We start from the raw sequence: 21,510 nt of genomic DNA, 5'->3' as shown, positions 1-21,510 counted from the left end.
CCTGACGTGCCAAAGTCAATCCAATCCGTCTCGCCATCAGCCCAAAAGTGTCAGCCAGAACCAGACTGACAGGATGGAAGCTGCCGTCCCGACCAACACGGATGAAGCCGCGACCCGTTTGGCCCGGCCATACATGCTGGCAAAGATATAGGCGTTGAAGCCGGGGGCCATTGCCGCGTTCAGTACACCCGAGCGAAACAGATCCTGCGGCAGGCCAACTGTGGATCCGAACAGCCACACGAGGCTGGGGTGCAGCATCAGCGAAATGGCGCAGACATAGGCAATCGCACGCAGGTCGCCCTCGGGCTTGTATTTGACCAGCACACCGCCCAAAGCAAACAGGGCTCCGGGAAGGGCGGCGCGGGTAATGAGGCCAAGTGCCTCGTCCACCACCGAGGGCACTCCGATCCCGGACAGATTGACGACAAAACCCAGCGCGATACCGAGGATCAGGGCGTTGCGGAACATGGCCGTCAGGACCGACCGCACCATGAGTGTGCCGCCGTTGCCGCGATTTCGGACCACCTCCATCACGGTGATGCCGACGGCATAGCAAAACGGGGCGTGGAAGGCGATGATCGCGTAGTTGCCGGACAGGTTTCCGGGCCCATAGGCGCGCTCGGTGATCGGCAGGCCAAGTAGGACCGAGTTCGAGAACAGGCAGCAAAACCCGATGGCGACGCAATCCTCCCACTCGCGGCGAAAGATCAGGCGGGCACCGAACAGGCCGGCGGTGAAACACAGCGCCGCTGCTATGTAAAAGCTGGCCAACAGTCGAGGGTCGAAGCTGGCGCTCAGGTCCAGATGTGCGATGGCCAGAAATAGCAGGCAGGGAATGGCGAAACCTTGGGTAAACTTCATCAGCCCGTCTACATGGACCTCTTTGAAGTACCCCAACAGTGTCGCGGTGTATCCCGCTCCGATCACAAGAAAAACCGGCAGAATGACGTCGATCAGATTTTGCAGCATCTTGCCACCCCGGGGGATATCGCAGGCCGCATCCGCAGCGTTCTACAGAGCCTGACGGATCACCATGCCGTCATAGGCCGGGGTGATGTGATCGGCGGTCTCAGATTCGACCGTGGCATAATCCAGATCGATATGCATGTTGGTCAGCACCGCGCGTTTGGGTTTCAACTGGTCAATCCAACCCAGCGTCTTTTCAAGATGCGCGTGGGTGGGGTGCGGTGACCGGCGCAGGGCGTCAATAACCAGGCAGTCCAACCCTTCCAACAAGGGCCAGGAGTTGTCGTAGAATTCGGCCACGTCCGGCAGATAGACCAGCTTGCCCATTTTGAATCCCAGCGAGTCGATCGAGCCGTGGTTGACCTTGAACGGATGAAGCGGGATCGGGCCACCGGGGCCGTCGATTTCGAACGGGCCATCAATGGTCTTCAGATCCAAAATCGGAGGGTAGGGAGAGCTTTCGGGTTGAATGAAAGCGTATCCGAACCGCCCCAACAGGTCGTTTTGGGTGTCGCCATCCGCCCAAACGGGAACGCGCGTCTTCATGTTGAAGACGATCATGCGCAGATCGTCGATGCCGTGCACGTGGTCCGCGTGGCTGTGCGTGTAGACTACTCCGTCCAGCCGCCCGGTCCCGGTGCTCAGCAACTGGCTGCGCATATCTGGGGTGGTGTCGATCAAGACGGATGTGGTGCCCTCAGGCCCGTCGCGTTCCACCAGCATCGAGCAGCGGCGGCGGACGTTCCTTGGATTGTTCGGATCACACGCGCCCCAATGCCCGCCCAGACGGGGCACGCCACCGGAAGAACCGCAGCCGAGGATGGTGCAGCGCAGCTCGGTCATGCGGCCGCCTTGTAGGTCGCGGCTTTGGTGAACAGCCGGTCGAAATTGGTCTGCGTCTGGGCGGCGAAATCGGCATAGTCCATGCCGAACACTTCGGCCCCTTTGCGGGCGGTATGGGCGGTATAGGCCGGCTCGTTGCGTTTGCCGCGATAGGGGGGCGGGGCCAGGTAGGGCGCGTCGGTTTCCACTAGAACCCGGTCAACCGGAGCAGCAGCGAAGATGTCCCGCAGTTCCTGGCTTTTGGGGAAGGCGGCGATCCCGGACATGGACAAGTAAAACCCCAGGTCCAGCGCGGCTTTGGCCAGTTCTGCCGACGACGAAAAGCAGTGCATCACGCACGAATAGGGCGCGTTGCGGTGCTCCTCGGCCAGAATGCGCGCCATGTCATCGTCGGCGGCACGGGCATGGATGATCAGGGGCAGGCCAGTGCGTTGGGCGGCCTCGATATGGACACGCAACGATTGCTTCTGCACGTCGGCGCTGTCGGCGGTGTAGTGGTAATCCAGCCCGGTTTCACCAATGCCCACGAATTTTGGATGCTGGGACAGCACGACCAGTTCGTCGACTGTCGCCATCGGTTCATCTGCCGCACTCATGGGATGGGTGCCGGCGGCATAGAAGACGGGCGCGTGGGCCTCCGCAATGGCGCGGACGGTGGGTTCGTTGCGCAGGCGGGTGCAGATCGTGACCATGCGGGTCACGCCCGCCTCAGCGGCGTTGGCGATGATCTGGTCCAGTTGCCCCTCGAAATCGGGGAAGTCCAGATGACAATGGCTGTCGGTGATCTGGGGGGTGTCGCTCATCTGCTCTGACCGGCGGTTTCCTGTATCTTGAACACCGTATCTAGGACCAGAGCGGCAGGGTCAAGGTTCACCGCCTGACCATGACGCGCGCGGGCTGTGATTGTCGCTGAGACCTCGGCCCATTGGCGGCCCTGATGCGGAGAGGTGGACAGGCGCGCCAGTGTTTCGGCCTCATTCGGGGCGGCCTCGGGGCTGGGCGGTGTGCCGGTTGCACCGGTCAGGGCAAGGCGGGACAGGGCCACGTCGATAAGGGTCAGCAGCAGTTCGAACCGGTCTGCTGCACCGCGCTGGGCGGCGGCCTCGGCCAAGGCCAACGCGCGTTGACGGTCCATCCGGGGCAGGGTGCCGAGAATGGCGATCAGTTCAGCGTAAATCTCCAGCCCGCCCAGATTGATCAGCCGAACGGCATCCCCCACGGACCCGGCGGCCAGTGCGGCCAGATGATCGGTCTGTCCGGGAAGTTCCGCGCCCGTTTGTGTCAGGGCGGCCTGCATGTCCTCGGGGCTGAGCGGAGACAGCCGTAAGGTGCGGCAGCGAGACCGGATCGTTGGCAACAGGCGTGACGGCTGGTGCGAGATCAGCAGCAGTGTCGTGCGCGCGGGCGGTTCTTCGAGCATCTTCAGCAAGGCATTGGCCGCGCTGACATTCATTTCGTCCGCCGAGTCCACGATCACGACCCGGCGCCCGCCATCAGCGGACGACAGGCCAAAGAACTTCCCCAGCTTGCGGATGTCGTCGACCACGATTTCGTTGCGCAGCCGCCCCTGATCGTTCAGCGAACGGGTGATCGCGGCAAGGCCCGGCTCGGCACCAGCCAGAATGCGGTGCGCGACGGGATGGTCAGGATCAATCTCCAGCGACTCAGGCGGCGGCGGGGCCCCGAACAACCCGTCCTCCTCAGCCGGTGGTGTTGCCAGCAAGAACCGGGCAATGCGCCAGGCCAGCGTTGCTTTACCCACCCCGCGCGGTCCGGTCAGAAGCCAGCCGTGGTGCAACCGGTCCGAGGTATAGGCGCTCAGAAACGCCTGCTCGGCCTCAGCCTGTCCGAACAGGTGCCGGGTTTCGCGCGGGTGCGGCGCACCGGGGGCTTGATCCGGGGTTGGGGTGTCGTCGCTCATCTATCGCCATTCACAAAGATTGCAGGACGATATCTGTCACATTCTGTGCAACGCTGTCCATGTCCCGGTTGCCGTCTATCACCCGGAAACGGTCCGAGAATTCATCCGCAAGCGCCAGAAAGCCTGCGCGCATCTTTTCCTGCAAGTCGATACCGAAATCTTCGAACCGCTCTTCGGTGCCCTGACGCCCCTTGGCGCGGGTCAGGCCTGTTTGCGGGTCCATGTCGATCAGCAGGGTCAGGTCGGGTTCGCGCCCGATCATCAGGCTGTGCAATTGATCGACCAAAGCGCGCAGGTTCCCCCGCGATAGGCCCTGATACATGCGGGTGCTGTCGGCAAACCGATCGCAGATCACTACCTTGCCCGCGGCCAGTGCCGGTTCGATGGTGCGTTCCAGATGATCCCGGCGGGCAGCAGTGAAGAGCAGCAGCTCCGTTTCGGCCGACCAGCGGTCGGGGTCGCCCTCCAGCACCAGACGACGGATTTCCTCGGCCCCGGCCGAGCCACCGGGCTCGCGCGTCAACACAACTTCATGGCCCAGATCGCGCAGTCGATCCGCAAGCATTCGCGCTTGCGAGGATTTGCCTGATCCGTCAATGCCTTCGAAGGTCAGAAACAACCCGGATCCCGTCACAATGCGTCCAGTGGATTACCGATTACATCGGTTAGAACGATCCCGCCCACGGTCATCATGCGCACTACGAAACCTCCGGTCGCGACGCTTTCAGCAGCCACCAGAGGACGCCGGATTTCCGGCAGACCCTCGGGTTTGATCACCAGTTCGGCCAATTGTTGACCCTTTTCAACGGGGGCATTTACTGGGCCGTCATAGACCACCTCGGCCTCGATATTCTTGTCGCCCAGCACCGGGAACAGCAGGGACAGATCCTCTTCGGGAACCAAATCCACGGTCTTTTTCGCCCCCATCCAGATCTTGGCCTGGGCTATCGGTGTGTCCGCGTTGGCAACTGTCCTCTCGACAAAATTTCGAAACGACCAGTTAACCACGGCCTCAGCCTCCTCTGCCCGCTTGCCGGTGCTGTCGAGGCCGGTGAGAACGAAGATTACCCGGCGATCCCCCTGCTTGGCCGAGCCGACAAGGCCATACCCGGCCTCTTGCGTGTGGCCGGTTTTCAGGCCGTCGGCACCGATCCCCAGTTTCAGCAGCGGGTTGCGGTTGCGCTTGTTTGATGGTGCGCGGCCATCGAATTCAAACACCTCCTCGGCGAACAGCGGGTAGTATTCGGGGAAGTCGGAAATCAGCCTATCCGCCAGAATGGCAAGATCATGGACCGACATCATGTGACCCGCCGCAGGCCAGCCGTTGGAATTGGCAAAGTTCGAGTTGTCCATGCCCATTTGCTTGGCGCGCTGGGTCATATAACGGGCAAACCCAGCCTCGGTCCCATCGGGGCTAAGCGCTTCGGCGATCACAACGCAGGCGTCATTGCCCGACAGAACGATGATGCCGCGCAACAGGTCCTCGACCCGGACGCGGTCCTGCGTGTTCAGGAACATGGTCGAGCCGCCATAGCTCATCGCGTGTTCGGAAACGGGCAGGGTTTCATCCAGCGTCAGGCGGCCATCGCGCAGCGCTTCGAACGCGACGTAGAGCGTCATCAGCTTGGACATCGACGCTGGCGGAAGTGGTTGATCCGCCTCTTTGGACAGAAGCACGGTCCCGGTTGTCTGGTCCATCACATAGGCCGCGCGGGCCTGCGTGTCGAAAGCATGGGCGGGCAGGGCCAGCAGAGCCAGCCCGAGGGTCAAAACAGATGATCGCAGTGAGGACAGCACGGGGGCCTCCTTTGTTTCAGTTTTTGACGGTGAACGCGTCGGTAAAGCCAAGATCCTTGACGTCGCGCTGTATCGCGTTGCGTTCCGCGCGGGTATTTGCCGGGCCAACCAGAACACGCCAGACCGTTTTGTCGTCCGTTTTCAGTTCGCGAATATCAGCGGACATGCCATTCCGCTCGATCTTCGAAACCGCGCTTTGGGCGTTGGCTTCGACATTGAAAGTTCCGACCTGAACGTACGGTTTGGGCAGCGAGCGCGTAGCCTTTTGCTGAGAGGTTGCGGCAGCGGTTGCGGCGACCGGGGTCGGCTCTGCCGCGTCAATAGCAGCGGCCGCGCCCGCGATGGGGTCCAGAGGCGTTTCGGTAATCGTATCGGATTTTTTCTTCTGCCACCATTTTCGTTTGGCGGGTTTTTCTGTGGGCGCAGTGATTTCGGGGTCCGACAGGGTAGGGGTCGGAGTTGCCTCTGCGGCTGCTTCAACCACTTGTTCCGCCGCCTCGGTCGTTGCCTCAGCCGCAGTTTCGGTTGCCGCTGCGGCGGCTGCTCCGGTTGCGCCAGCTGCGGCAACCGTTTCCTTCTTTTGCCACCACTTGCGCTTGGCAGGCTTTTCAGTTTCAGCCGCTGCCGTATCGACTGCATCGTCCTGAGACTTGGAGTCTTCAGCAGCAGGTGTGTTTTCTGCGGCTTCGATTTCCGGCGTCTCTTCCGGTTCCGGTTCTTTTTCCTCGACCGGTTTGCGCCGCAGGGCGATGACCTCGACCTTGGTTGGCGCTCCGGCCAGGATGCCCAGCTTCTCTGCCGCTGCCGAGGACAATTGCAACGCTGGTCCGGGCTGGCTTCTTTCCCGCCGGAACAAGGCGCCCGTGATGGATTTGTTGTTGGACGTGTTCTTGATCACCACGCGTTCGGGTTGTGTGACATCGGGATGGGCAACCCAGATGCCGCCCAAGGATGGACGGCCATCCCAAAGACCGGCTTCAACCACGTTGAACACATCCGGTGCCTCGACGGATGCACCTGAGGCGTTCGAAAAATCCGGGAACAGCTCGACCTTGTCATCGGTCTGGGTGTCATCACTCGGGGCTTCTTCTGAGGCCCCCTCCGGAGACAAACCCTCCTCACAACCAGCCAGAACCGCCAATGTCACGACAAGTGCCGCCAGCGATCGCGGGTTTGCGCGTGTCTCACTCGCTCGTTTCATTTTGTCATCCCTTGCCTGAAGGGCCTCATTTCCTGAGCCCTGCCGCCAATCACCGGTTCTGTCATGCCGGCCTGCTACGGTCTTTCCTGCGAAGCATAACGTGGGCAATGTGTCATGGAAAGACCACTGCGCGCGCTTAGGCGAGATTTCCCTATTTGCTCTTGCCACCGTTTCAACTTGGCCTTAGACCCGGCCCCACGCGGGGAGGTGGCAGAGTGGTCGAATGCGGCGGTCTTGAAAACCGTTGGGCGTGAGAGCGTCCCCAGGGTTCGAATCCCTGTCTCCCCGCCACTCATACTTGTCTCACTTCAGTTATGTTTTCTGACCCGGAATTGTGCCGCAATTCCCGCGCGTTGGCGCATGCGCTTTCAATCAGAGACGGAGCGGACCGCGCATTCATAGCGCAATTCCGGCCCTAGTCTCAGTGGTGCATTTTGGCGGGGTCTTGTCACAAGAGCTTCAGTTGAGCGGGGTAGGGGGGGGCGTAGCTTTTGCCCATGACCAGACCTGTCTCTTTCAAATACTTTAAAACCAGTCCCGAAATCATCCGCTTGGCCGTGATGCTGTAAATCCGTTTCCCGCTCTCGCTTCGGAATGTCGAAGATTTGTTGCACGAGCGAGGCATCGACGTGAGGCACGAAACTGTCCGGTATTGGTGGAACAGGTTTGGCCCGATGTTTGCCGCTGAGATCCGAAGAAAGCGTGTTCAGCAATTGAGAGCATACTCCAAATGGAAGTGGCACATGGACGAGGTTTTCGTAAAGGTAAATGGCAAGCGGCATTATCTTTAGCGGGCCGTTGATCACGAAGGAGAGGTGCTGGAAGCCGTTGTCACAAAACGCCGAAGCAAGGCTGCAGCACTGAAATTCCTCAGGAAATTGATGAAGCGGCACGGTTGCGCCGAAGAGATCGTCACAGACTCCTTCAAGCTGACGCGCACCGAGCTCTTGCCGAGTGGTGTCAACTTTGTTCCGAATAGGATCACGGATTCCGCGGCAAACTGAGACTGGTTCGAATTCGTCTGACAGCACCAGCACCGCAATTGGCGGCTCGTCGGTTGGGAAAGAATCACGAATCTGGCCATTCGGATTCCGGTGAGGAATCAGGCAATTTTGCGACAAAGAATCGACCAAACTGCCAAATCTTACAATTTTAACGTGTATTTCTCCGTGGTTTGGAGGATGCGGCGCCCTGATGGCGGGACCTAACCTTGTGGAAGGCTCCGTCGGTATGGGGGGGTTAGAACGCCGCGGATTTGGGCGGCATCCATGAGTAACTAGTGAGTTAACTAGGAGAGTAAGATGTTGAAGCTTTATGTAATGATGAAGACCATGGCACGTGACGAAAGCGGCGCGACCATCGTGGAATACGGCGTCGCCCTGACCATCGTCACGGCGATTGCAGTGGCCACTCTGACTGCTTTGGGCAACGACGTTAACGGTCAGTTCACAGACGCCGAAGGACTGATGTAACTGCCTGACGGTAGACAAAGCACGCGGTGCGCTCAGCCCCGCGTGCTTATCGCCCCGGAAAATTCTCTTGATCCGCTGGCAAGTTGCAACCGCTCAGATCGGTTCATTCAATTAACGCCAGGAAATAGCTGAAGGAGCACCAGATGAGACTCTCTGCCATTTTCACTGCATTGACGGGCCTGGTCGTAGCCGGAGGGTCGGTTTACGTCGCTCGGGATTACATTCAATTCGATACTCAGTCCGCAAATGTCGAGGCCGAGAGCGAGATGGTGAGCGTGGTTGTTGCATCGCGCGATATTTCGTTCGGTGAAGAAATCGAGCCCGGCGCGCTGACCACCATTGACTGGCCCCGGGGGGCTGTACCCGTGGGCGTCTTCACAGATTACGACGACCTGATTGCTGCGGCCAGCATGCCGACCCGTCGCGCCCGTCGCGCAATTGCTCAGGGTGAGCTGATCCTGAACAACAAGGTTTCCGACTTTGGTGAAAAGGTCACCATCGTTCAGACGCTGGGCTCAGATCATCGCGCCATGGCCATCGAGGTTGACGCTGAAACCGCCGTAGGGGGCTTTGTCACCCCGGGGGATCGGGTCGACGTGGTGATGACCACCGGCGAAAAACGAGACATGCAAGCCGTCACCATTTTGCAAAACATCAGGGTCATCGGTGTTGATCAGGAATCTGATGAACAGACCGACCAACCCGTTGTTGCGCGCACGGTTACTGTTGCCGTTACCCCGGATCAGGTCCAGCGCCTTGCCCTGGCGCAACGTGCCGGTCGGCTGAGCCTGACCTTGCGATCCATTGATGACACCGAGGACAAGTCGCTGACAATGACGAGGCTGAACGATCTGCTGATTGATGAACCGGTCGTTGCGCAGGACGTCAAAGAACCGGTGCGCAAAACGATTATCCGGGTCCGCCGCGGCACTGAAGTGACAGAATCCGTCATCAACTGAATCGACCAAGGAAGGCTTTGACTATGTCCCTAGCTCAATTCATACGTCAATTCCGCAGCTCCGAAGATGGCGCGATCCTGGTCTTTGTTGCGGTGGCTCTGTCGGTCATGGTCGGTATGGCCGCCCTTGCATTCGACATTGGCCGCGTGACCACCACCCAGTCGGAATTGCAGAGCTTTGCGGACAATGTCGCCCTTGCGGCTGCGGGGGAACTGGATGGTCGCCCGGATTCAATCTCGCGCGCCACAAACGCAGCTGCAAACATGATCCGCGACCGCCAAAGCTTTGGCGTGCGCAACAAGGATCAGCTGTTGTCTGGCGAAACGGATTACCAGTTGCGGTTTTACGAAAACCCGCCAATCACTACGATCGATCCCGCTCAACCCGCGCAATTGCTGGATTCGAACGACCCGGCCAGCGGACCGATTGCAGCATTTGTTCGGGTTACCGTCGACACGCACGAGGTCGCCACTCCGCTGGCGGCGGCGGCGGCGGCTCTGTTGGGCAATGAGCAACCCTTCTCCAGTGTCAATGCCGAGGCCGTGGCAGGCTTCACCCTGATGGCCTGCGACATCACCCCGATGTTCATCTGCCTGCCGCAGCCCAGCCTCGATCTGACGGAAGGTCAGCTTATTAGGATGGTAAGTCAGGGCGGCAATGGTCAATGGGGTCCCGGAAATTTCGGTTTTCTGTCTTCCAACCAGACTCTGGCTATCGACGATTCTGGTGCCTGCGAACCTGCACCAAACGGTCAGGAAGATTCATGTGCTCTGGCCGCATCGCGCGTTGTTTCCATGTGCTTCAGCCAAAGAGGGGTAGAAACCAAACCGGGCCTGAGCGTGGGCAACATGATCGCGGGCTTCAATACACGTTTCGACCGGTTTGAATCCAGCGCAAAGCAGTTCAGCAACGAATCGCGCTACGACGTCGACAATTTCGCCTCTTCTCCGCATGTCTTGGACGGTTGGGTCACTGCAAGTAACGGAAACAACTGCACCAGCCAGCTGTCGCCCACTTATGATGAGAACGGGGCCCTTGATCCGACCGCGACCGTTGGGCTGCCGCTTGACGATTGTTTTGCCAGCGGCACTTGCCCGTCGCCGCGTATCGGCAATGGCGTGTTTACGGCTGGGCTTACCGATTATCTGACCATCAACTACGGCGCTGATTTCAGCGGCCCTCTCCCAACCGGTATTCCATCTTGGTTCCCGACCGGTGGCACCCGCTACGACATCTACAATGCAGAGGTCACCAACCAGCCCGCCCTGGAAGCTATCCTGACCGCCGGCGGTAAAGCTGAAAGCAGCATGCCTTCGTGCCAACCCCCGTCAGACGGTCGCGCCGATCCTACGCGCCGTGTCATCACCGTCGCCGGTATCGATTGCGCAACGTATGCGGACGAGCTTAACGGCGGGTCGGGCACCATTCCGGTCACCAGTTTCATCGAGATGTTTCTGATCCGCCCCTCGGAATCCGGCAGCACCGGTGCCAACGCCGTCATCTATGGTGAAGTCATTCAGACCGTATCGGATGGCATCGGCGGCGCCGGAGTCGGCGGCATCGTTCACGATCTGGTTCAGCTTTACGAGTAATGATCATGTTTGGTGCATCCCGTCATATCAGAAAAACCCTCAACCGGTTCCGCAATGACCAGTCCGGCGCGGCGTTGGTCGAATTCGCGATCCTTTTGCCGATCCTGTTGGTAACATTTGCCCTGATCGTCGAAGGGGGGCGGATTTTCTGGTCCTATCAAAATGCGATCTCGGGGGTTCGGGACACTGCCCGCTATGTTGGCCGGATCGCCCCGTCGGACCTGTGCACTGCCTCGCCAAGCGCTGCAATCGGCGATTTCCAAACCGCTGTCTCAAATACTCTGACGTCGCTTTCGACCACTGACATTGCTGTTGGTCTAGACACTCTGTCCCTAGAATGCGTTGGCAACGCAGATGAATACCGCGTTTCGCCCACACCGGTTGCCGTACTGACCGCGTCACTGACAATTTCAAATCTGCCATTCACGCCCGTGTTCCAACTGGTTGGAGGCTCGGCATCGGCGCAGATCCAAACCACGATCACAGATCGCAGCCGGGTGTTTGGACCATGACCCGCCGCATTCACAAGATAACCCGCGAAATGTGGCGACTTGCCCGTCAGGAAGATGGGTCTACGGTCATCGAGCTTGCTTTTGTCCTGCCATTGTTCCTTTTGATATTCCTGGGCCTGATAGATTTCGGCCGATTGGCCTTCCACTATGTTGCGGCTGAAAAGACAGCACAGGTTGCCGCTCGGATGGCAGCAGTGATGCCACCCGCATGTGGCGGTGTTCCGACAACCAACGGCCGAGGCACCTATACCGATATCACCGGCCCGCGGTTCGGAACCAATTGCAGTTTCGCCGCTGGCGTCTGTGTCGAACCGGCCGCCACCATATGCACCGGTGCGGACCCCGTGAATGCAGCTGCCCAGACCACCGTGACCGACATCTGGAACATGCTTCAGTTTGCCGTTCCCAACGATCCCACCGCAACTTTTGACGAAAGCAACATCACGTTCACTTACGACTTCGACCCGGAAATGAATTTCCTGGGTGGCCCCTATGTACCGATGGTCACAGTGTCAATCGAAGAACTTCCGTTCCGGTTTGTCTCTCCGTTGGGTTCGATCGCAGCGCTGGTTTTGGGCGGCTCTACGCCAGAAACCGATGCACTGACCGCCGCGACCACGGGCTTCAAGATATTTTCCGACTTTAGCGCAACCCTTCCTGGCGAAGACCTCGCCAGCGGAGTCAACGGTTGAATTTCTAATCATGGGAGCTGAAAAATGACTCAAAAATCATTAGCCCTAATCTCTGATAATGAGGCGATTAAGAATTCAGTCGCCCAGGCCGTTGACCGGTTCGATGATCTTTCGCTCGAGACGCATTCCGGAACATTGTCTTCGGTAAACGGCCGCGCCTGTGATCTGATGGGTGAAAATGATCTGCTGGTGTTCAGCTTTTCAGGTGAGTTGGATCTGGAAACTGTCAGCGATCTTCGTCGTAGCGCCGGTTCGCGCGGCACCTTGCTGGCACTTAGCGACCGTGACATCTCATTGACCGAAGTGCGTGCGCTGAACAAATCGGGCGTTGATGAGATTCTGCCCTATCCCATCGGGCAGGACGAACTGGCCGAGCAGATTCAGCGTCTGACGGTCGACAAATCTTTGTTGCCCACCATTTATACGCCGCAACCGCAGCGATTGGGACAGATCATCAGCGTGTGCCCGGCCCGCGGTGGCATCGGTGCGTCAACGCTGTCTATTAATCTGGCCGACCAATTGCAGGGGTATTCCGGCATCTTCCGAAAAAAGACGCAAAACAAGGTCGTTGTCGTCGATCTGGATTTGCAATTCGGTACGGTCGCAACGTCCTTGGACTTGCAGCCCTCCTCGGGGATTCTGAGAATGGCTCAGGATGGGGTTATGCCTGACCGGACGTTCCTTCAGCAATCTCTGGTGCAACATGCATCCGGTTTGGAAGTCCTGAGCGCTCCCGAAGAATTCATTCCTCTGGATGTTCTGACACGCGAACAGGTCAGCGCGCTGATCGAGACTCTGCGTCTGGAATTCGACTTTGTCGTCATTGATCTGCCTCGGGTGCTGGTCGATTGGCTGGGTGCGGTTGTAAACGCGTCGGACCGGATGCTGATGGTGGGCGACAGCTCGGTCTCTTCGGTGCGCCAGTCCTGCCGTTTGATCGAGTTCTTCACAAAAGAGCGGCTCGAACCTCCGGTTGAGATCGTCATTAGCCAGGAAACGAAACCGACATTCCGTTCAAGCCAATATGTCGAAGCCCAAAAGGCACTGGAACGCGAGTTGCGGTTCTGGCTGCCAAGCGACGCGCGCCACGCAAAGCAGGCGCTGGATCGGGGTCAGTTGCTGTCGCAAGCCTCAGGCAGCTGTGCCTTGTCCAAGGCTATACGCACGATGGGTCGGAAAATCATGAATGAAACGATGGTCGGCAAAACCGATCTGAGAAACAACGCAGCTTAATTGGAGTCTAAGGGATGTTTGAAAAGTTTACACGCACCGGGCGAGCCAATGAGGCTGAAATTATCCAGCTGAATCAACGTGCCGAACCACAGGCCCAGGACAATCAGCCAGACACCGCCGCCGAAGATACAGAACTGGCCGATTGGCTTGAGCTCAAAAGCACTTTGCACGAGGCTTTGCTGGATCGGTTGAATCTTGCGGTGATTGAAAAGGTTGAGAAAGACGTGCTGCGGCGCGAAGTCGCCGGGGTTGTCGGCAGCGCATTATCCCAGACGGGCAGGCCACTGAATACCGAAGACTTCAACCGCATCGTCGAAGAACTTCTGGACGAAATTCTGGGTTTTGGCCCATTGGAGCCATTGCTGGCCGATCCAACTATCAACGACATTCTGGTTAACGGTTATCAGACGGTCTATGTCGAACGCTCTGGCCTGCTGGAACGCGTGCCGGTGCGGTTCCGCGATGAAAAGCACCTGTTGCGTGTTATCGACAAGATTGTCAGCAAGATCGGCCGACGCGTGGATGAGCGCCAGCCTTGGGTGGATGCCCGGCTGGAAGATGGCAGCCGTGTCAACGCAATCATCCGCCCGTGTTCGATTGACGGCCCCAGTGTTTCAATTCGAAAATTCGCCCAGTCGAAATTGACAATGGAAAAGCTGGTCGCAAATGGCGCTCTGAACGATGCCGCCGCGCGGTTCTTGCAATCGCTGGTATTTGCGCGCCTGAACGTCCTGATTGCAGGCGGGACGGGGTCGGGTAAGACAACGATGTTGAACGCCCTGTCTTCGTATATCGACCATGGCGAGCGCGTCGTCACCATTGAAGACGCAGCAGAACTGCAACTCCAGCAGGAGCATGTTGTGCGACTGGAAACACGCCCGCCATCCCCGTCCGGCGACGGCCAGGTTATTCAGCGTGATCTGGTGCGCAACGCGCTGCGTATGCGCCCCGACAGGATCATTGTCGGTGAGGTTCGCGGAGCGGAGACCTTCGACATGCTTCAGGCCATGAATACGGGCCATGATGGCTCAATGACGACTGTACATGCGAACTCGGCGCGCGATTCATTAGGCCGCCTGGAGCAGATGGTCACGATGACGGGTATCGAATTTCCCGCCGCAGCCATTCGATCCCAGATCGCGTCGGGGCTGCACTTTATTGTGCATCTGTCGAGGTTGGCGGATGGGTCGCGTCGCGTCACCAGCATTTCGGAAATAACCGGGATGGAAGGTGAGGTCATCACCATGCAAGACATCTTCGTGTTCCAGAAGAAGGGCCGAGCGGAAAGCGGTGAGGTGCTGGGTCAGTTTGTTCCCACCGGGATTCGCCCCAAATGCTATGACATGCTCACAGCCGCTGGCGTCGATCTCGAACCCGAGACTTTCCGAGTATCAGGAGGCTGAGGCATGACCAGCATCAATACCGCCGAACTTCTCAACTATCTGACGCTGGCTTGCGTCTTCGTCGGAGTTTTCATGCTGATTACCGGGGTGTTCCACTTTGCCCGTCGCGGTGAAAACCACGCCGAGGCCCGCAACCGCCGAATGCGCATGGTCCGGCAAGGCGTTTCCGATGAAGAGCGGCTCGCCTTGCTGCTTCCGGAAACCCAAACAGGGTTTTTTGCAAAGATCCCGTTTTATGGGAGTTTGCCGGATACGCTGATTCAGGCGGGGCTGCATGTTTCAGCAAAGAATTTCGTACTGCTTTGCCTGTTTGCCACTTTGGCGATCGCAGCTGTCGGTTTGATGTTCCTGCCGCCCTGGCAGGCGGCACCGATCGCGCTCATCCTGGGGGTGGTCATGCCTGCTTTGGTTGTGAAGTCGCGGCAGGCTGAACGCCAAAAAGCTTTGACCAGTCAGCTACCCGATGCACTAGAGCTGATGGCGCGCGGCCTGAAAATTGGCCACCCGGTCAACACCTCGATCAAGGCCGTCGCGGATGAGATGCAAGACCCGATAGGGTCCGAGTTTGGCATCATCTTCGACCAGATCAGTTTTGGTGATGAGCTTCCCGACGCGGTTCAGGACTTTGCTGATCGGGTCGGTTCGGAAGATGCACAGTACCTGGCGGCAAGCATGGCGATCCAACACGGCACCGGTGGCGATCTGGAGCGGATCGTGTCCGTTCTGGCCACCGTGGTCAGGCGGCGCATCGCATTGCGTGCGCGGATCAAGGCAATTTCCGCCGAAGGACGCCTGTCCGGGTTTCTTCTGTCGATCATTCCGCTGGTGATCATGGGATTAATGACGATCAACGCGCCGGGATATTACACCGACATCAGTGACGATCCCGCATTCATCAAACTTGCAGTGCTGGTAGTCGTTTTGATGGTCTCGAACGTCATCATCCTGCACAAACTCGTCAATTTCCGTATCTGAGGGCAGTTTCATGGAACATATTCTGGAAATTATGTCGCTTCGTTTCGGTCTGCCAGCCGAGACAATTCTGCTGACCATCTTTGGCCTCGGCGTTTTGCTGATATTCGTTGCTGTAACCTCGGCGTTAAGCCGCCGCCATCCTGCGGCCGTCCGCATCGCCAATCTGCGCGCCCAAAGGTATGAGGCCCGCAATGACCGTGGACTGTTGCGGGAAACTATCGCTACCCCAAAGGGCCTTTTTAAAGCCGCGCTGCCCAGCAAAGAGTCTGAGCGGCGCAAGATTGAGGATCAGCTTATTCAGGCCGGGCTGACCGGTCAGAATGCCCTGCGGATCTATACGCTGACACGGGTTTGGCTTGGGATTTTCGTGCCAATGATTGTGGGTCTGCTCATTTTTGCCTCAAAAACACCCGGCATTCCCGTTCCCGGCGCGATTACGGGTATTTTTGAATCCATCAGCAAAGCCAATGCCATACAGCTTATCGGCTTGCTGACGGCCGTCGGGTATTTTCTTCCTACAGCCTGGTTGAAGCGTCGCCGCAAAGAGCGCCAGCAACGTATCCGCGACGCGTTTCCAAATGCCCTCGACCTGTTGCAGATTTCGCTTCACGCCGGTCTGGGCTTTGACGCAGCCATGACCCGGGTCGGAAACGAACTGGCGCTGGCCTCCCCTGATCTGGCGTTTGAGTTTCTGAATACCCAGCACGAGATTCAGGCCGGGCGTCCCCGTGCAACTGCGCTGTCCGACATGGCGCGGCGTACAGGGGTTGATGAAATCCAGTCATTTGCCACAGTCGTCCAGCAATCCATACGCTACGGAACCAGTATGTCCGAAGCCCTGACTACCTATGCGTCTGAAATGCGGGATTCGCGCGAAACCAGAGCGCAGGAACTGGCGAACCAGTTGCCGGTAAAGATGTCCGCCGTTCTGGCTGCGCTGATGCTGCCGACGCTGATCATCATCACCGCCGCACCTTCGATGATTCGATACTTCCGGGGCTTTGGGGCGTAGAATTCGTGCCCGGTTCCACTGCAATAACGTGTTCAAACAGGTCGTGTTTCCAAAATGAGAACAAACGGAAGTCTTTTCCCAACACTTTTTTGCCCGACTTAGGGAAAAATGGCTAAACTTATAAGCAGTTAAGTGGAGTCCGGCCACACAAAAAATCGAGACACAATCGACGGGTGGGGGCGTTTGTCGAAAGGGTTGATCGGGTTTCGGTCAATGTTAAACGGTATGAATGGTATGTTTTCGGCGCATCGTTTCGCGCCAGATGCAATGGCACTGACTTCAGAACTTCTTAAAGTCGTAGCTGTCCTTTGCCAGGCCTCTCAGGGGAAAGTTCCACTGCTAAACGCGCTGCGCGAAACAGCCCGCGCAATTGACGCGGAAGTCGTTTCAATCAGCCGGGTGGATCTGCAAGGCGATCAGAATGCGGCAAAAGTGCTGAGTTACGACGCCAATCACCAGGCACAGGACAGTGTCAGCGGTTTCGACTTCTGCATCGCGCCTGCTATCTGCGGCAATAACATGAGCCGGGCCAAACTGGGGTCGGCTTGGTTCGGCGAACACGATGACCTTTCCGAATACGAACATCTGTCAGAATTCTATGCTTTCCGCAGATTTTCCGAGTCTGTTTCCATTCTGCTGGAAAGGCAAAATGGTGTCGCCGACTTTCTAGAATTGCATTTCTGCCACCCCATCTCTTCGACCGTAGCAGAAATTCTGAGCGTTTTAGGCCCTGTTCTGTCGGATTGCTGGAAAAAAAGGTCTCTTGGCCGGTTTTCCGAGGCGAAGCTGAAAAACACACGCCGAAAGCTTATCAAAAAAGTACCAAAAAGCATTTTGTCCATGGAAAACCCTTGTCGGCTGAGCCGCTCGGAATATCGGGTTTGCTTGTTATTGGCGCGGGGATTGAACAACAACGCCTTGTTGTCCGAGCTGTCGATTTCAATTTCGACGCTCCGCACGCATCTTCGCAATATCTACGACAAGACAGGAACTTCATCTCAACCCGAATTGATCCATGATTTGCTGACCCCGATGGTCAAGCGCCAATCGCCGACTGCGGGTGGCGAAAATGTCGCCTGAAGTCGCGCATTTCGCCCCTTTGATCGTCATTACTCCGCTTTTGGCTGCAATGGCATGGAATGACCTGAAGAACCTTATGATATCCAATAAGCTGGTGCTGATAATGCTCGCCGCTTTTGTCTTCTCCGCGCCCGTGTTTCTATCGTTCCACGAGTCGGTATATCGCGCGATCTTCGGCGTCGGCGTATTTTTCGTTGGTTTTCTTGGCTTCACGCTTCGCTTGTGGGGTGGAGGCGATGTAAAGGCAATTGCCGCACTGTCATTGTTCGTGCCCAGCTACAGCCTTTTGCTGTTCTTTTACACATTCACCCTGTCCATGACCGTGGGCATGCTGTTTGTCATCACAAGCCGCTCGATCATAGGATTTCCGGAATGCCGCTGGCTCGCCTTGCGACCAAAAGCCAGCTATCCGATGGGTGTGTCGATAGCCATGTCGGGTGTACTACTGCCCTTGGTTGCGATGGGTTTTGGGTAGTACTTCCAGGGTAGTCTCAGGCCGGCATTGCCAACTTGTTTGCGCGTTCTGATCTGTTTATCGCTCCCGCATGAAGATATCACCCAAAATGTCGCGTCTGAAGGGCTTTCGTTTTCCGCGCAAAATCATCGCCTATGCCGTTTGGGTCTACCATCGTTTTGCGCTCAGCACCGCCGATGTCGAAAATCTGCTCGCTGAACGAGGTGTAACGGTGAGCCGGGAAACCATCCGGCAATGAGTTAACCGCTTTGGCCGTCATTTTGCCAGTTGCATCAAGCGAGACCGGCCGAGAGTGGCTGACAAATGGCATCTGGACGAAGTGGTCGTACCGATCAACGGACGGCAATGCTGGCTCTGGCGGGCGGTGGATGCGAACGGAGATACTCTTGATATCCTCGTCCAACCATGGCGGAGTGCTAAGGCCGCCCGGTGCTTTCTGAAGCGGTTGATTTCGCAATTCGGCGAACCCTGTGTTGTGATCACGGATAAGTTGCGAAGCTATTTCAAGCCGATCCGCGATCTTGCGCCGGGTGCAAATCACCGAGCACACAAAGGGTTGAACAATCGGATCGAAGGATCACACAGACCCACTCGAAAGCGTGAAAAGCTCATGGGACGCTTCAAGTCTCCAAGGCAAGCGCAAAGGTTCCTTGCCGCTCACGACCAGATCAACACTGTCTTTCGACCCTGCCGCCATCAACTCTCTACCGTCTCATATTGTCACGCCAGAACCGATGCTTTCGGCCTCTGGAACGGTTACGCTCTCGAAATGACCGCCTGAGGGAAGCAGGCCAGAGCGCCGTCAGCCGCGTGCAAACAAGTTGGCAATGCCTTTACGTTCGGTTCCCGCTATCGCTTCGAAATGTAGAAGACCTGCTGCATGAGCGTGGCATCGAACTCAGCCACGAGACAGTGCGGTTTCGGTGGAACCGTTTCGGCGCGATTTTCGCATCGGAAATCCGGAGAAAGCGGATCCAACAACTGCGGGCATACTCAAAGTCGAAATGGCAAGTGGATGAAGTCTTCGTAAAGGTGAACGGCAAGCGGCATTATCTGTGGCGCGCAGTAGATCATGAAGGCGAGCTGCTTGAAGTCGTGATCACCAAATGTCGAAACAAGCTGGCGGCATTGAAATTCCTCGGGAAATTGATGAAGCGGCACGGCACAGCGAACGAGTTGGTCACGGATCGTTTTGCGACATATCGGGCGGCACTCAGAGAACTCGGTGTGACGGAAAAGCAAAAGACGGGCAGGTGGCTTATAACCGGGTTGAGAACTCACACCTCCCGTTTCGACGACGAGAATGCGCAGGGCAGCGGTTCATGCGGATGCGAAGTTTGCAGAAGTTCGCCGCCGTCCATTCCTCTGTCTACAACCACTTCAACCAGGAAAGATCTCTCACCAGCCGAGACCCCTTCATGCTGATACGCGCCGCTGCTCTCGCCGACTGGTGCAAACTTGGTGCAGTATAAAGGGCAGCGATACTGGCCTAGCTGAGACTGGTTCGAATTTGTCTGACAGCACCGCCACTCATACCTGTCTCACTTCAGTTGTGTTTTCTGACCCGGACTTGTTCCGCAATTCCCAGTAGTTGGCACGTGGGCTCTCAATCAGAGACGGAGCAGACCGTACACTCGGAGCACGAAACTGGCCCCAGTCTCAGTGCCGCATTTTGGCGGGCCGCTTTGGGCTGGATTACCCTGATGGAATGCAATTTACACGGCATTTTCGCGAAACGGGTCTGAGTTCCGTCATTCCTCCTGTCAGAACTGTATGTTTTACAGGGGGTTATGTTGCAAATTCCCTTAAAGGTGGAACAGGGAATTGTTCCACCGGATCAGGGAGGGCGAGCAGTGTTTCAGGGAGGCCGGATTTAGTGGTGTCTGAAGCCGAACTGGCGTTCCTGTTCGGACCAGTCAAGTGGGTGGGTAACGCTGACCAGACGCTTGAGTGTGAGTTCGGTCGGCTTTGTCTGTATCGGCCCGAATATCCTTGCCATTATCGGCACCTCGATGGAGCGTGGACGGGAGGCCGGAGTAAAACTGGCCCTCGGCGTCGGGTCTGGCTCGGCGGTCTGGGCCACATGCACTGTTGCGGGTCTTACTGCTGTGATTGCAGCCTATGCGGGTGCAGTCACACTTCTCAAGATTTTTGGAGCGGCATACCTTTTATGGTTAGCATACAAAGCGTTTCGCTCGGCGGCGACCCCTTCCCACTTGCACAAACCAAAGGCTGCTCGCGGAAAGAACCTCTATCTTCAAGGTATCGCAATTCAGCTTACAAACCCTAAAGCCGCGCTCCAGTGGATCGCAATTGTTGGTATTGGCCTTGGCAATGAAGCACCGCAATGGGTCGGTATTGCGCTAATCTTGATTGCTACAACACTATCGTTGGCTGTTCACACTCTCTACGCGGTTACCTTCTCGACAGCGCCAGTGGTGGTTGCATATCAAAAGGCACGTCGATGGATCGAAGGATCGCTTGGCGTCTTTTTCAGTTTCGCAGCTTACAAGATTGCGAGCTATCGCCAGTGACTGCTTGCAGGCATTGATCGTACGCCAGCAGAGTTCGCGAATTGTCATTTGGTGACTAACCTGAGTTCGCCGGCGCGGCGAATGTCTCCACAGGCGGGCCGCACCTCTGCATCAAAGTGGGATGCTGAATGGTCGTATTGGGCCGAAACTGTCAATAGACGCCAGTCGAATGGCTCTAGCCACGGTTCCATTGAAACCGATGCGCTATGTTGTACGAATGTCTGACTTGGCACTTGCTCTGCAAGCAATGGGCGTACCAAGGGTAACATGGCAATCGGCTGCTGATCTCTACATCTTCAATATGTCTTGTGTCTTTTTCACCGACGCTATTTCACCTTCGAGTGTGGCCATCGAAACCGAATGTATTTGGTCTGCGCTATGATGCACGCCATCCGGTCCGGTTATGCCATAAGTCCAGACCGCGTCGGCGGCGTAGATTGGCTGAAACCCCAAATCAGCGGCGCTGCGGGTAGTTGATTCCACGCAGTGGTTCGCGGTCGCTCCGCACGTGATGACACGTTCTATGCCTGCTTTGCTTAGAATTTCATGCAGTGAAGTTCCCATAAATCCGCTGCTGCCGGTTTTGATGACAACGGGTTCACCTGGCTCCGGGGCCGCAACGGGCTGAACCGCTGATCCAGCGGCATCCGGATGAAATGGATCCTCCGGGTCGGTCCCGTGGTGATGGATATGCACCACGGTATCTCCTGCGCTGCGAAATTCTTTCAGAAGCCGCGCGATGTTGTTCTCTGCCTCGGGGCAAGATCGTTTCGTTCCAGAGGCATCCTCATGCGCCAACGCCATCTGTACATCAATTACCAACAATGCCGTTTTCATCTCAGA

The 21,510-nt window shown here is 57.3% G+C and carries 20 protein-coding genes, 1 tRNA gene and 3 pseudogenes; 16 read left to right on the top strand and 8 right to left on the bottom strand.

Translation table 11 applies throughout. The features are described 5' to 3' along the window. Nucleotides 1-36 precede the first annotated feature (36 nt). The 7 genes from GOX63_RS09040 to GOX63_RS09010 are packed head-to-tail and all read right to left on the bottom strand — an operon-like array spanning nt 37 to nt 6,728. Nucleotides 37-969: an AEC family transporter gene (locus GOX63_RS09040; RefSeq protein WP_170325646.1), complete on the bottom strand. Its 933-nt coding sequence runs from the start codon at nt 967-969 to the stop codon at nt 37-39. Nucleotides 970-1,011: 42 nt separating this feature from the next. Further along, nucleotides 1,012-1,809, bottom strand: coding sequence for an MBL fold metallo-hydrolase (locus GOX63_RS09035; protein ID WP_170325645.1), 798 nt, complete (start codon nt 1,807-1,809; stop codon nt 1,012-1,014). Next, on the bottom strand, nt 1,806-2,612 hold the full coding sequence (locus tag GOX63_RS09030; RefSeq protein WP_170325644.1) for a TatD family hydrolase: 807 nt from the start codon (nt 2,610-2,612) through the stop codon (nt 1,806-1,808). Before GOX63_RS09030 ends, GOX63_RS09035 begins: the two co-directional genes overlap by 4 nt. After that, nucleotides 2,609-3,730 (bottom strand): DNA polymerase III subunit delta', encoded by a 1,122-nt coding sequence (locus tag GOX63_RS09025; RefSeq protein WP_170325643.1) that lies wholly within the window; start codon nt 3,728-3,730, stop codon nt 2,609-2,611. The genes GOX63_RS09030 and GOX63_RS09025 overlap by 4 nt, the downstream gene beginning before the upstream one ends. 10 nt (nt 3,731-3,740) lie before the next feature. After that, nucleotides 3,741-4,364 carry a dTMP kinase gene (gene tmk, locus GOX63_RS09020; protein ID WP_170325642.1) on the bottom strand — a complete coding sequence of 208 codons (624 nt, stop codon included), beginning with the start codon at nt 4,362-4,364 and terminating at the stop codon, nt 3,741-3,743. Then, nucleotides 4,361-5,527 carry a D-alanyl-D-alanine carboxypeptidase family protein gene (locus tag GOX63_RS09015; RefSeq protein ID WP_170325641.1) on the bottom strand — a complete coding sequence of 389 codons (1,167 nt, stop codon included), beginning with the start codon at nt 5,525-5,527 and terminating at the stop codon, nt 4,361-4,363. Before GOX63_RS09015 ends, tmk begins: the two co-directional genes overlap by 4 nt. A gap of 16 nt (nt 5,528-5,543) precedes the next feature. Beyond that, nucleotides 5,544-6,728, bottom strand: coding sequence for an SPOR domain-containing protein (locus GOX63_RS09010; protein ID WP_170325640.1), 1,185 nt, complete (start codon nt 6,726-6,728; stop codon nt 5,544-5,546). A 201-nt stretch (nt 6,729-6,929) separates the two neighbouring features. On the opposite strand from GOX63_RS09010, the gene GOX63_RS09005 reads away from it, so the two are divergent. The 16 genes and pseudogenes from GOX63_RS09005 to GOX63_RS08930 all read left to right on the top strand — a co-directional run bounded on the left by GOX63_RS09005 (nt 6,930) and on the right by GOX63_RS08930 (nt 20,667). After that, nucleotides 6,930-7,019, top strand: a tRNA-Ser gene (locus tag GOX63_RS09005). A 206-nt stretch (nt 7,020-7,225) separates the two neighbouring features. Continuing rightward, nucleotides 7,226-7,657: pseudogene (locus GOX63_RS09000) on the top strand (IS6 family transposase); the annotation flags it as partial. Nucleotides 7,658-8,029: 372 nt separating this feature from the next. Then, on the top strand, nt 8,030-8,200 hold the full coding sequence (locus GOX63_RS08995) for a Flp family type IVb pilin (protein WP_170325639.1): 171 nt from the start codon (nt 8,030-8,032) through the stop codon (nt 8,198-8,200). Between the two features lie 143 nt (nt 8,201-8,343). Beyond that, complete coding sequence (gene cpaB / locus GOX63_RS08990) at nt 8,344-9,159, top strand: Flp pilus assembly protein CpaB (RefSeq protein WP_170325638.1); 816 nt, start codon at nt 8,344-8,346, stop codon at nt 9,157-9,159. A gap of 23 nt (nt 9,160-9,182) precedes the next feature. Then, nucleotides 9,183-10,751: a pilus assembly protein TadG-related protein gene (locus GOX63_RS08985; RefSeq protein ID WP_170325637.1), complete on the top strand. Its 1,569-nt coding sequence runs from the start codon at nt 9,183-9,185 to the stop codon at nt 10,749-10,751. Nucleotides 10,752-10,756: 5 nt separating this feature from the next. After that, nucleotides 10,757-11,263: a TadE/TadG family type IV pilus assembly protein gene (locus GOX63_RS08980; protein ID WP_170325636.1), complete on the top strand. Its 507-nt coding sequence runs from the start codon at nt 10,757-10,759 to the stop codon at nt 11,261-11,263. After that, a complete protein-coding gene (locus tag GOX63_RS08975) occupies nt 11,260-11,955 on the top strand; it encodes a TadE/TadG family type IV pilus assembly protein (RefSeq protein ID WP_170325635.1) in 696 nt (231 codons plus the stop codon). Before GOX63_RS08980 ends, GOX63_RS08975 begins: the two co-directional genes overlap by 4 nt. Before the next feature lie 24 nt (nt 11,956-11,979). Then, nucleotides 11,980-13,188: an AAA family ATPase gene (locus tag GOX63_RS08970; RefSeq protein ID WP_170325634.1), complete on the top strand. Its 1,209-nt coding sequence runs from the start codon at nt 11,980-11,982 to the stop codon at nt 13,186-13,188. Nucleotides 13,189-13,202: 14 nt separating this feature from the next. Further along, nucleotides 13,203-14,591, top strand: coding sequence for a CpaF family protein (locus tag GOX63_RS08965; protein WP_170325633.1), 1,389 nt, complete (start codon nt 13,203-13,205; stop codon nt 14,589-14,591). A 3-nt stretch (nt 14,592-14,594) separates the two neighbouring features. Continuing rightward, nucleotides 14,595-15,566: a type II secretion system F family protein gene (locus GOX63_RS08960; RefSeq protein ID WP_170325632.1), complete on the top strand. Its 972-nt coding sequence runs from the start codon at nt 14,595-14,597 to the stop codon at nt 15,564-15,566. 10 nt (nt 15,567-15,576) lie between these two features. Beyond that, nucleotides 15,577-16,578: a type II secretion system F family protein gene (locus tag GOX63_RS08955; RefSeq protein ID WP_170545583.1), complete on the top strand. Its 1,002-nt coding sequence runs from the start codon at nt 15,577-15,579 to the stop codon at nt 16,576-16,578. A gap of 225 nt (nt 16,579-16,803) precedes the next feature. After that, nucleotides 16,804-17,658 carry a helix-turn-helix transcriptional regulator gene (locus GOX63_RS08950; RefSeq protein WP_170325630.1) on the top strand — a complete coding sequence of 285 codons (855 nt, stop codon included), beginning with the start codon at nt 16,804-16,806 and terminating at the stop codon, nt 17,656-17,658. After that, nucleotides 17,648-18,133 (top strand): prepilin peptidase, encoded by a 486-nt coding sequence (locus GOX63_RS08945; RefSeq protein ID WP_170325629.1) that lies wholly within the window; start codon nt 17,648-17,650, stop codon nt 18,131-18,133. Before GOX63_RS08950 ends, GOX63_RS08945 begins: the two co-directional genes overlap by 11 nt. A 70-nt stretch (nt 18,134-18,203) precedes the next feature. Then, nucleotides 18,204-18,914, top strand: a pseudogene (locus GOX63_RS08940) (IS6 family transposase). Nucleotides 18,915-18,964: 50 nt separating this feature from the next. Then, nucleotides 18,965-19,605: pseudogene (locus GOX63_RS08935) on the top strand (IS6 family transposase); the annotation flags it as partial. A gap of 480 nt (nt 19,606-20,085) precedes the next feature. Next, nucleotides 20,086-20,667 carry a LysE family translocator gene (locus GOX63_RS08930; RefSeq protein WP_170325628.1) on the top strand — a complete coding sequence of 194 codons (582 nt, stop codon included), beginning with the start codon at nt 20,086-20,088 and terminating at the stop codon, nt 20,665-20,667. A 288-nt stretch (nt 20,668-20,955) separates the two neighbouring features. On the opposite strand, the gene GOX63_RS08925 is transcribed toward GOX63_RS08930, so the two are convergent. Beyond that, entirely contained in the window at nt 20,956-21,504 is a 549-nt protein-coding gene (locus GOX63_RS08925) for an isochorismatase family protein (RefSeq protein WP_170325627.1), read from the bottom strand. Nucleotides 21,505-21,510 lie beyond the last annotated feature (6 nt).

The organism is Ruegeria arenilitoris (genome assembly GCF_013031355.1).
In the GTDB taxonomy this organism is placed as follows: Bacteria; Pseudomonadota; Alphaproteobacteria; order Rhodobacterales; family Rhodobacteraceae; genus Ruegeria; species Ruegeria arenilitoris_C.
Note: the sequence above shows the minus strand (reverse complement) of the source record. Positions and strands in the feature narration are given on the sequence as shown.

Bases quoted from the DNA above. Each gene is read 5' to 3' on its own strand.
- GOX63_RS09040 (WP_170325646.1), bottom strand. From the start codon at position 969: ATGCTGCAAAATCTGATCGACGTCATTCTGCCGGTTTTTCTTGTGATC.
- GOX63_RS09035 (WP_170325645.1), bottom strand. From the start codon at position 1,809: ATGACCGAGCTGCGCTGCACCATCCTCGGCTGCGGTTCTTCCGGTGGC.
- GOX63_RS09030 (WP_170325644.1), bottom strand. From the start codon at position 2,612: ATGAGCGACACCCCCCAGATCACCGACAGCCATTGTCATCTGGACTTC.
- GOX63_RS09025 (WP_170325643.1), bottom strand. From the start codon at position 3,730: ATGAGCGACGACACCCCAACCCCGGATCAAGCCCCCGGTGCGCCGCAC.
- GOX63_RS09010 (WP_170325640.1), bottom strand. From the start codon at position 6,728: ATGAAACGAGCGAGTGAGACACGCGCAAACCCGCGATCGCTGGCGGCA.
- GOX63_RS08995 (WP_170325639.1), top strand. From the start codon at position 8,030: ATGTTGAAGCTTTATGTAATGATGAAGACCATGGCACGTGACGAAAGC.
- cpaB (WP_170325638.1), top strand. From the start codon at position 8,344: ATGAGACTCTCTGCCATTTTCACTGCATTGACGGGCCTGGTCGTAGCC.
- GOX63_RS08985 (WP_170325637.1), top strand. From the start codon at position 9,183: ATGTCCCTAGCTCAATTCATACGTCAATTCCGCAGCTCCGAAGATGGC.
- GOX63_RS08980 (WP_170325636.1), top strand. From the start codon at position 10,757: ATGTTTGGTGCATCCCGTCATATCAGAAAAACCCTCAACCGGTTCCGC.
- GOX63_RS08975 (WP_170325635.1), top strand. From the start codon at position 11,260: ATGACCCGCCGCATTCACAAGATAACCCGCGAAATGTGGCGACTTGCC.
- GOX63_RS08970 (WP_170325634.1), top strand. From the start codon at position 11,980: ATGACTCAAAAATCATTAGCCCTAATCTCTGATAATGAGGCGATTAAG.
- GOX63_RS08965 (WP_170325633.1), top strand. From the start codon at position 13,203: ATGTTTGAAAAGTTTACACGCACCGGGCGAGCCAATGAGGCTGAAATT.
- GOX63_RS08960 (WP_170325632.1), top strand. From the start codon at position 14,595: ATGACCAGCATCAATACCGCCGAACTTCTCAACTATCTGACGCTGGCT.
- GOX63_RS08955 (WP_170545583.1), top strand. From the start codon at position 15,577: ATGGAACATATTCTGGAAATTATGTCGCTTCGTTTCGGTCTGCCAGCC.
- GOX63_RS08950 (WP_170325630.1), top strand. From the start codon at position 16,804: ATGAATGGTATGTTTTCGGCGCATCGTTTCGCGCCAGATGCAATGGCA.
- GOX63_RS08945 (WP_170325629.1), top strand. From the start codon at position 17,648: ATGTCGCCTGAAGTCGCGCATTTCGCCCCTTTGATCGTCATTACTCCG.
- GOX63_RS08925 (WP_170325627.1), bottom strand. From the start codon at position 21,504: ATGAAAACGGCATTGTTGGTAATTGATGTACAGATGGCGTTGGCGCAT.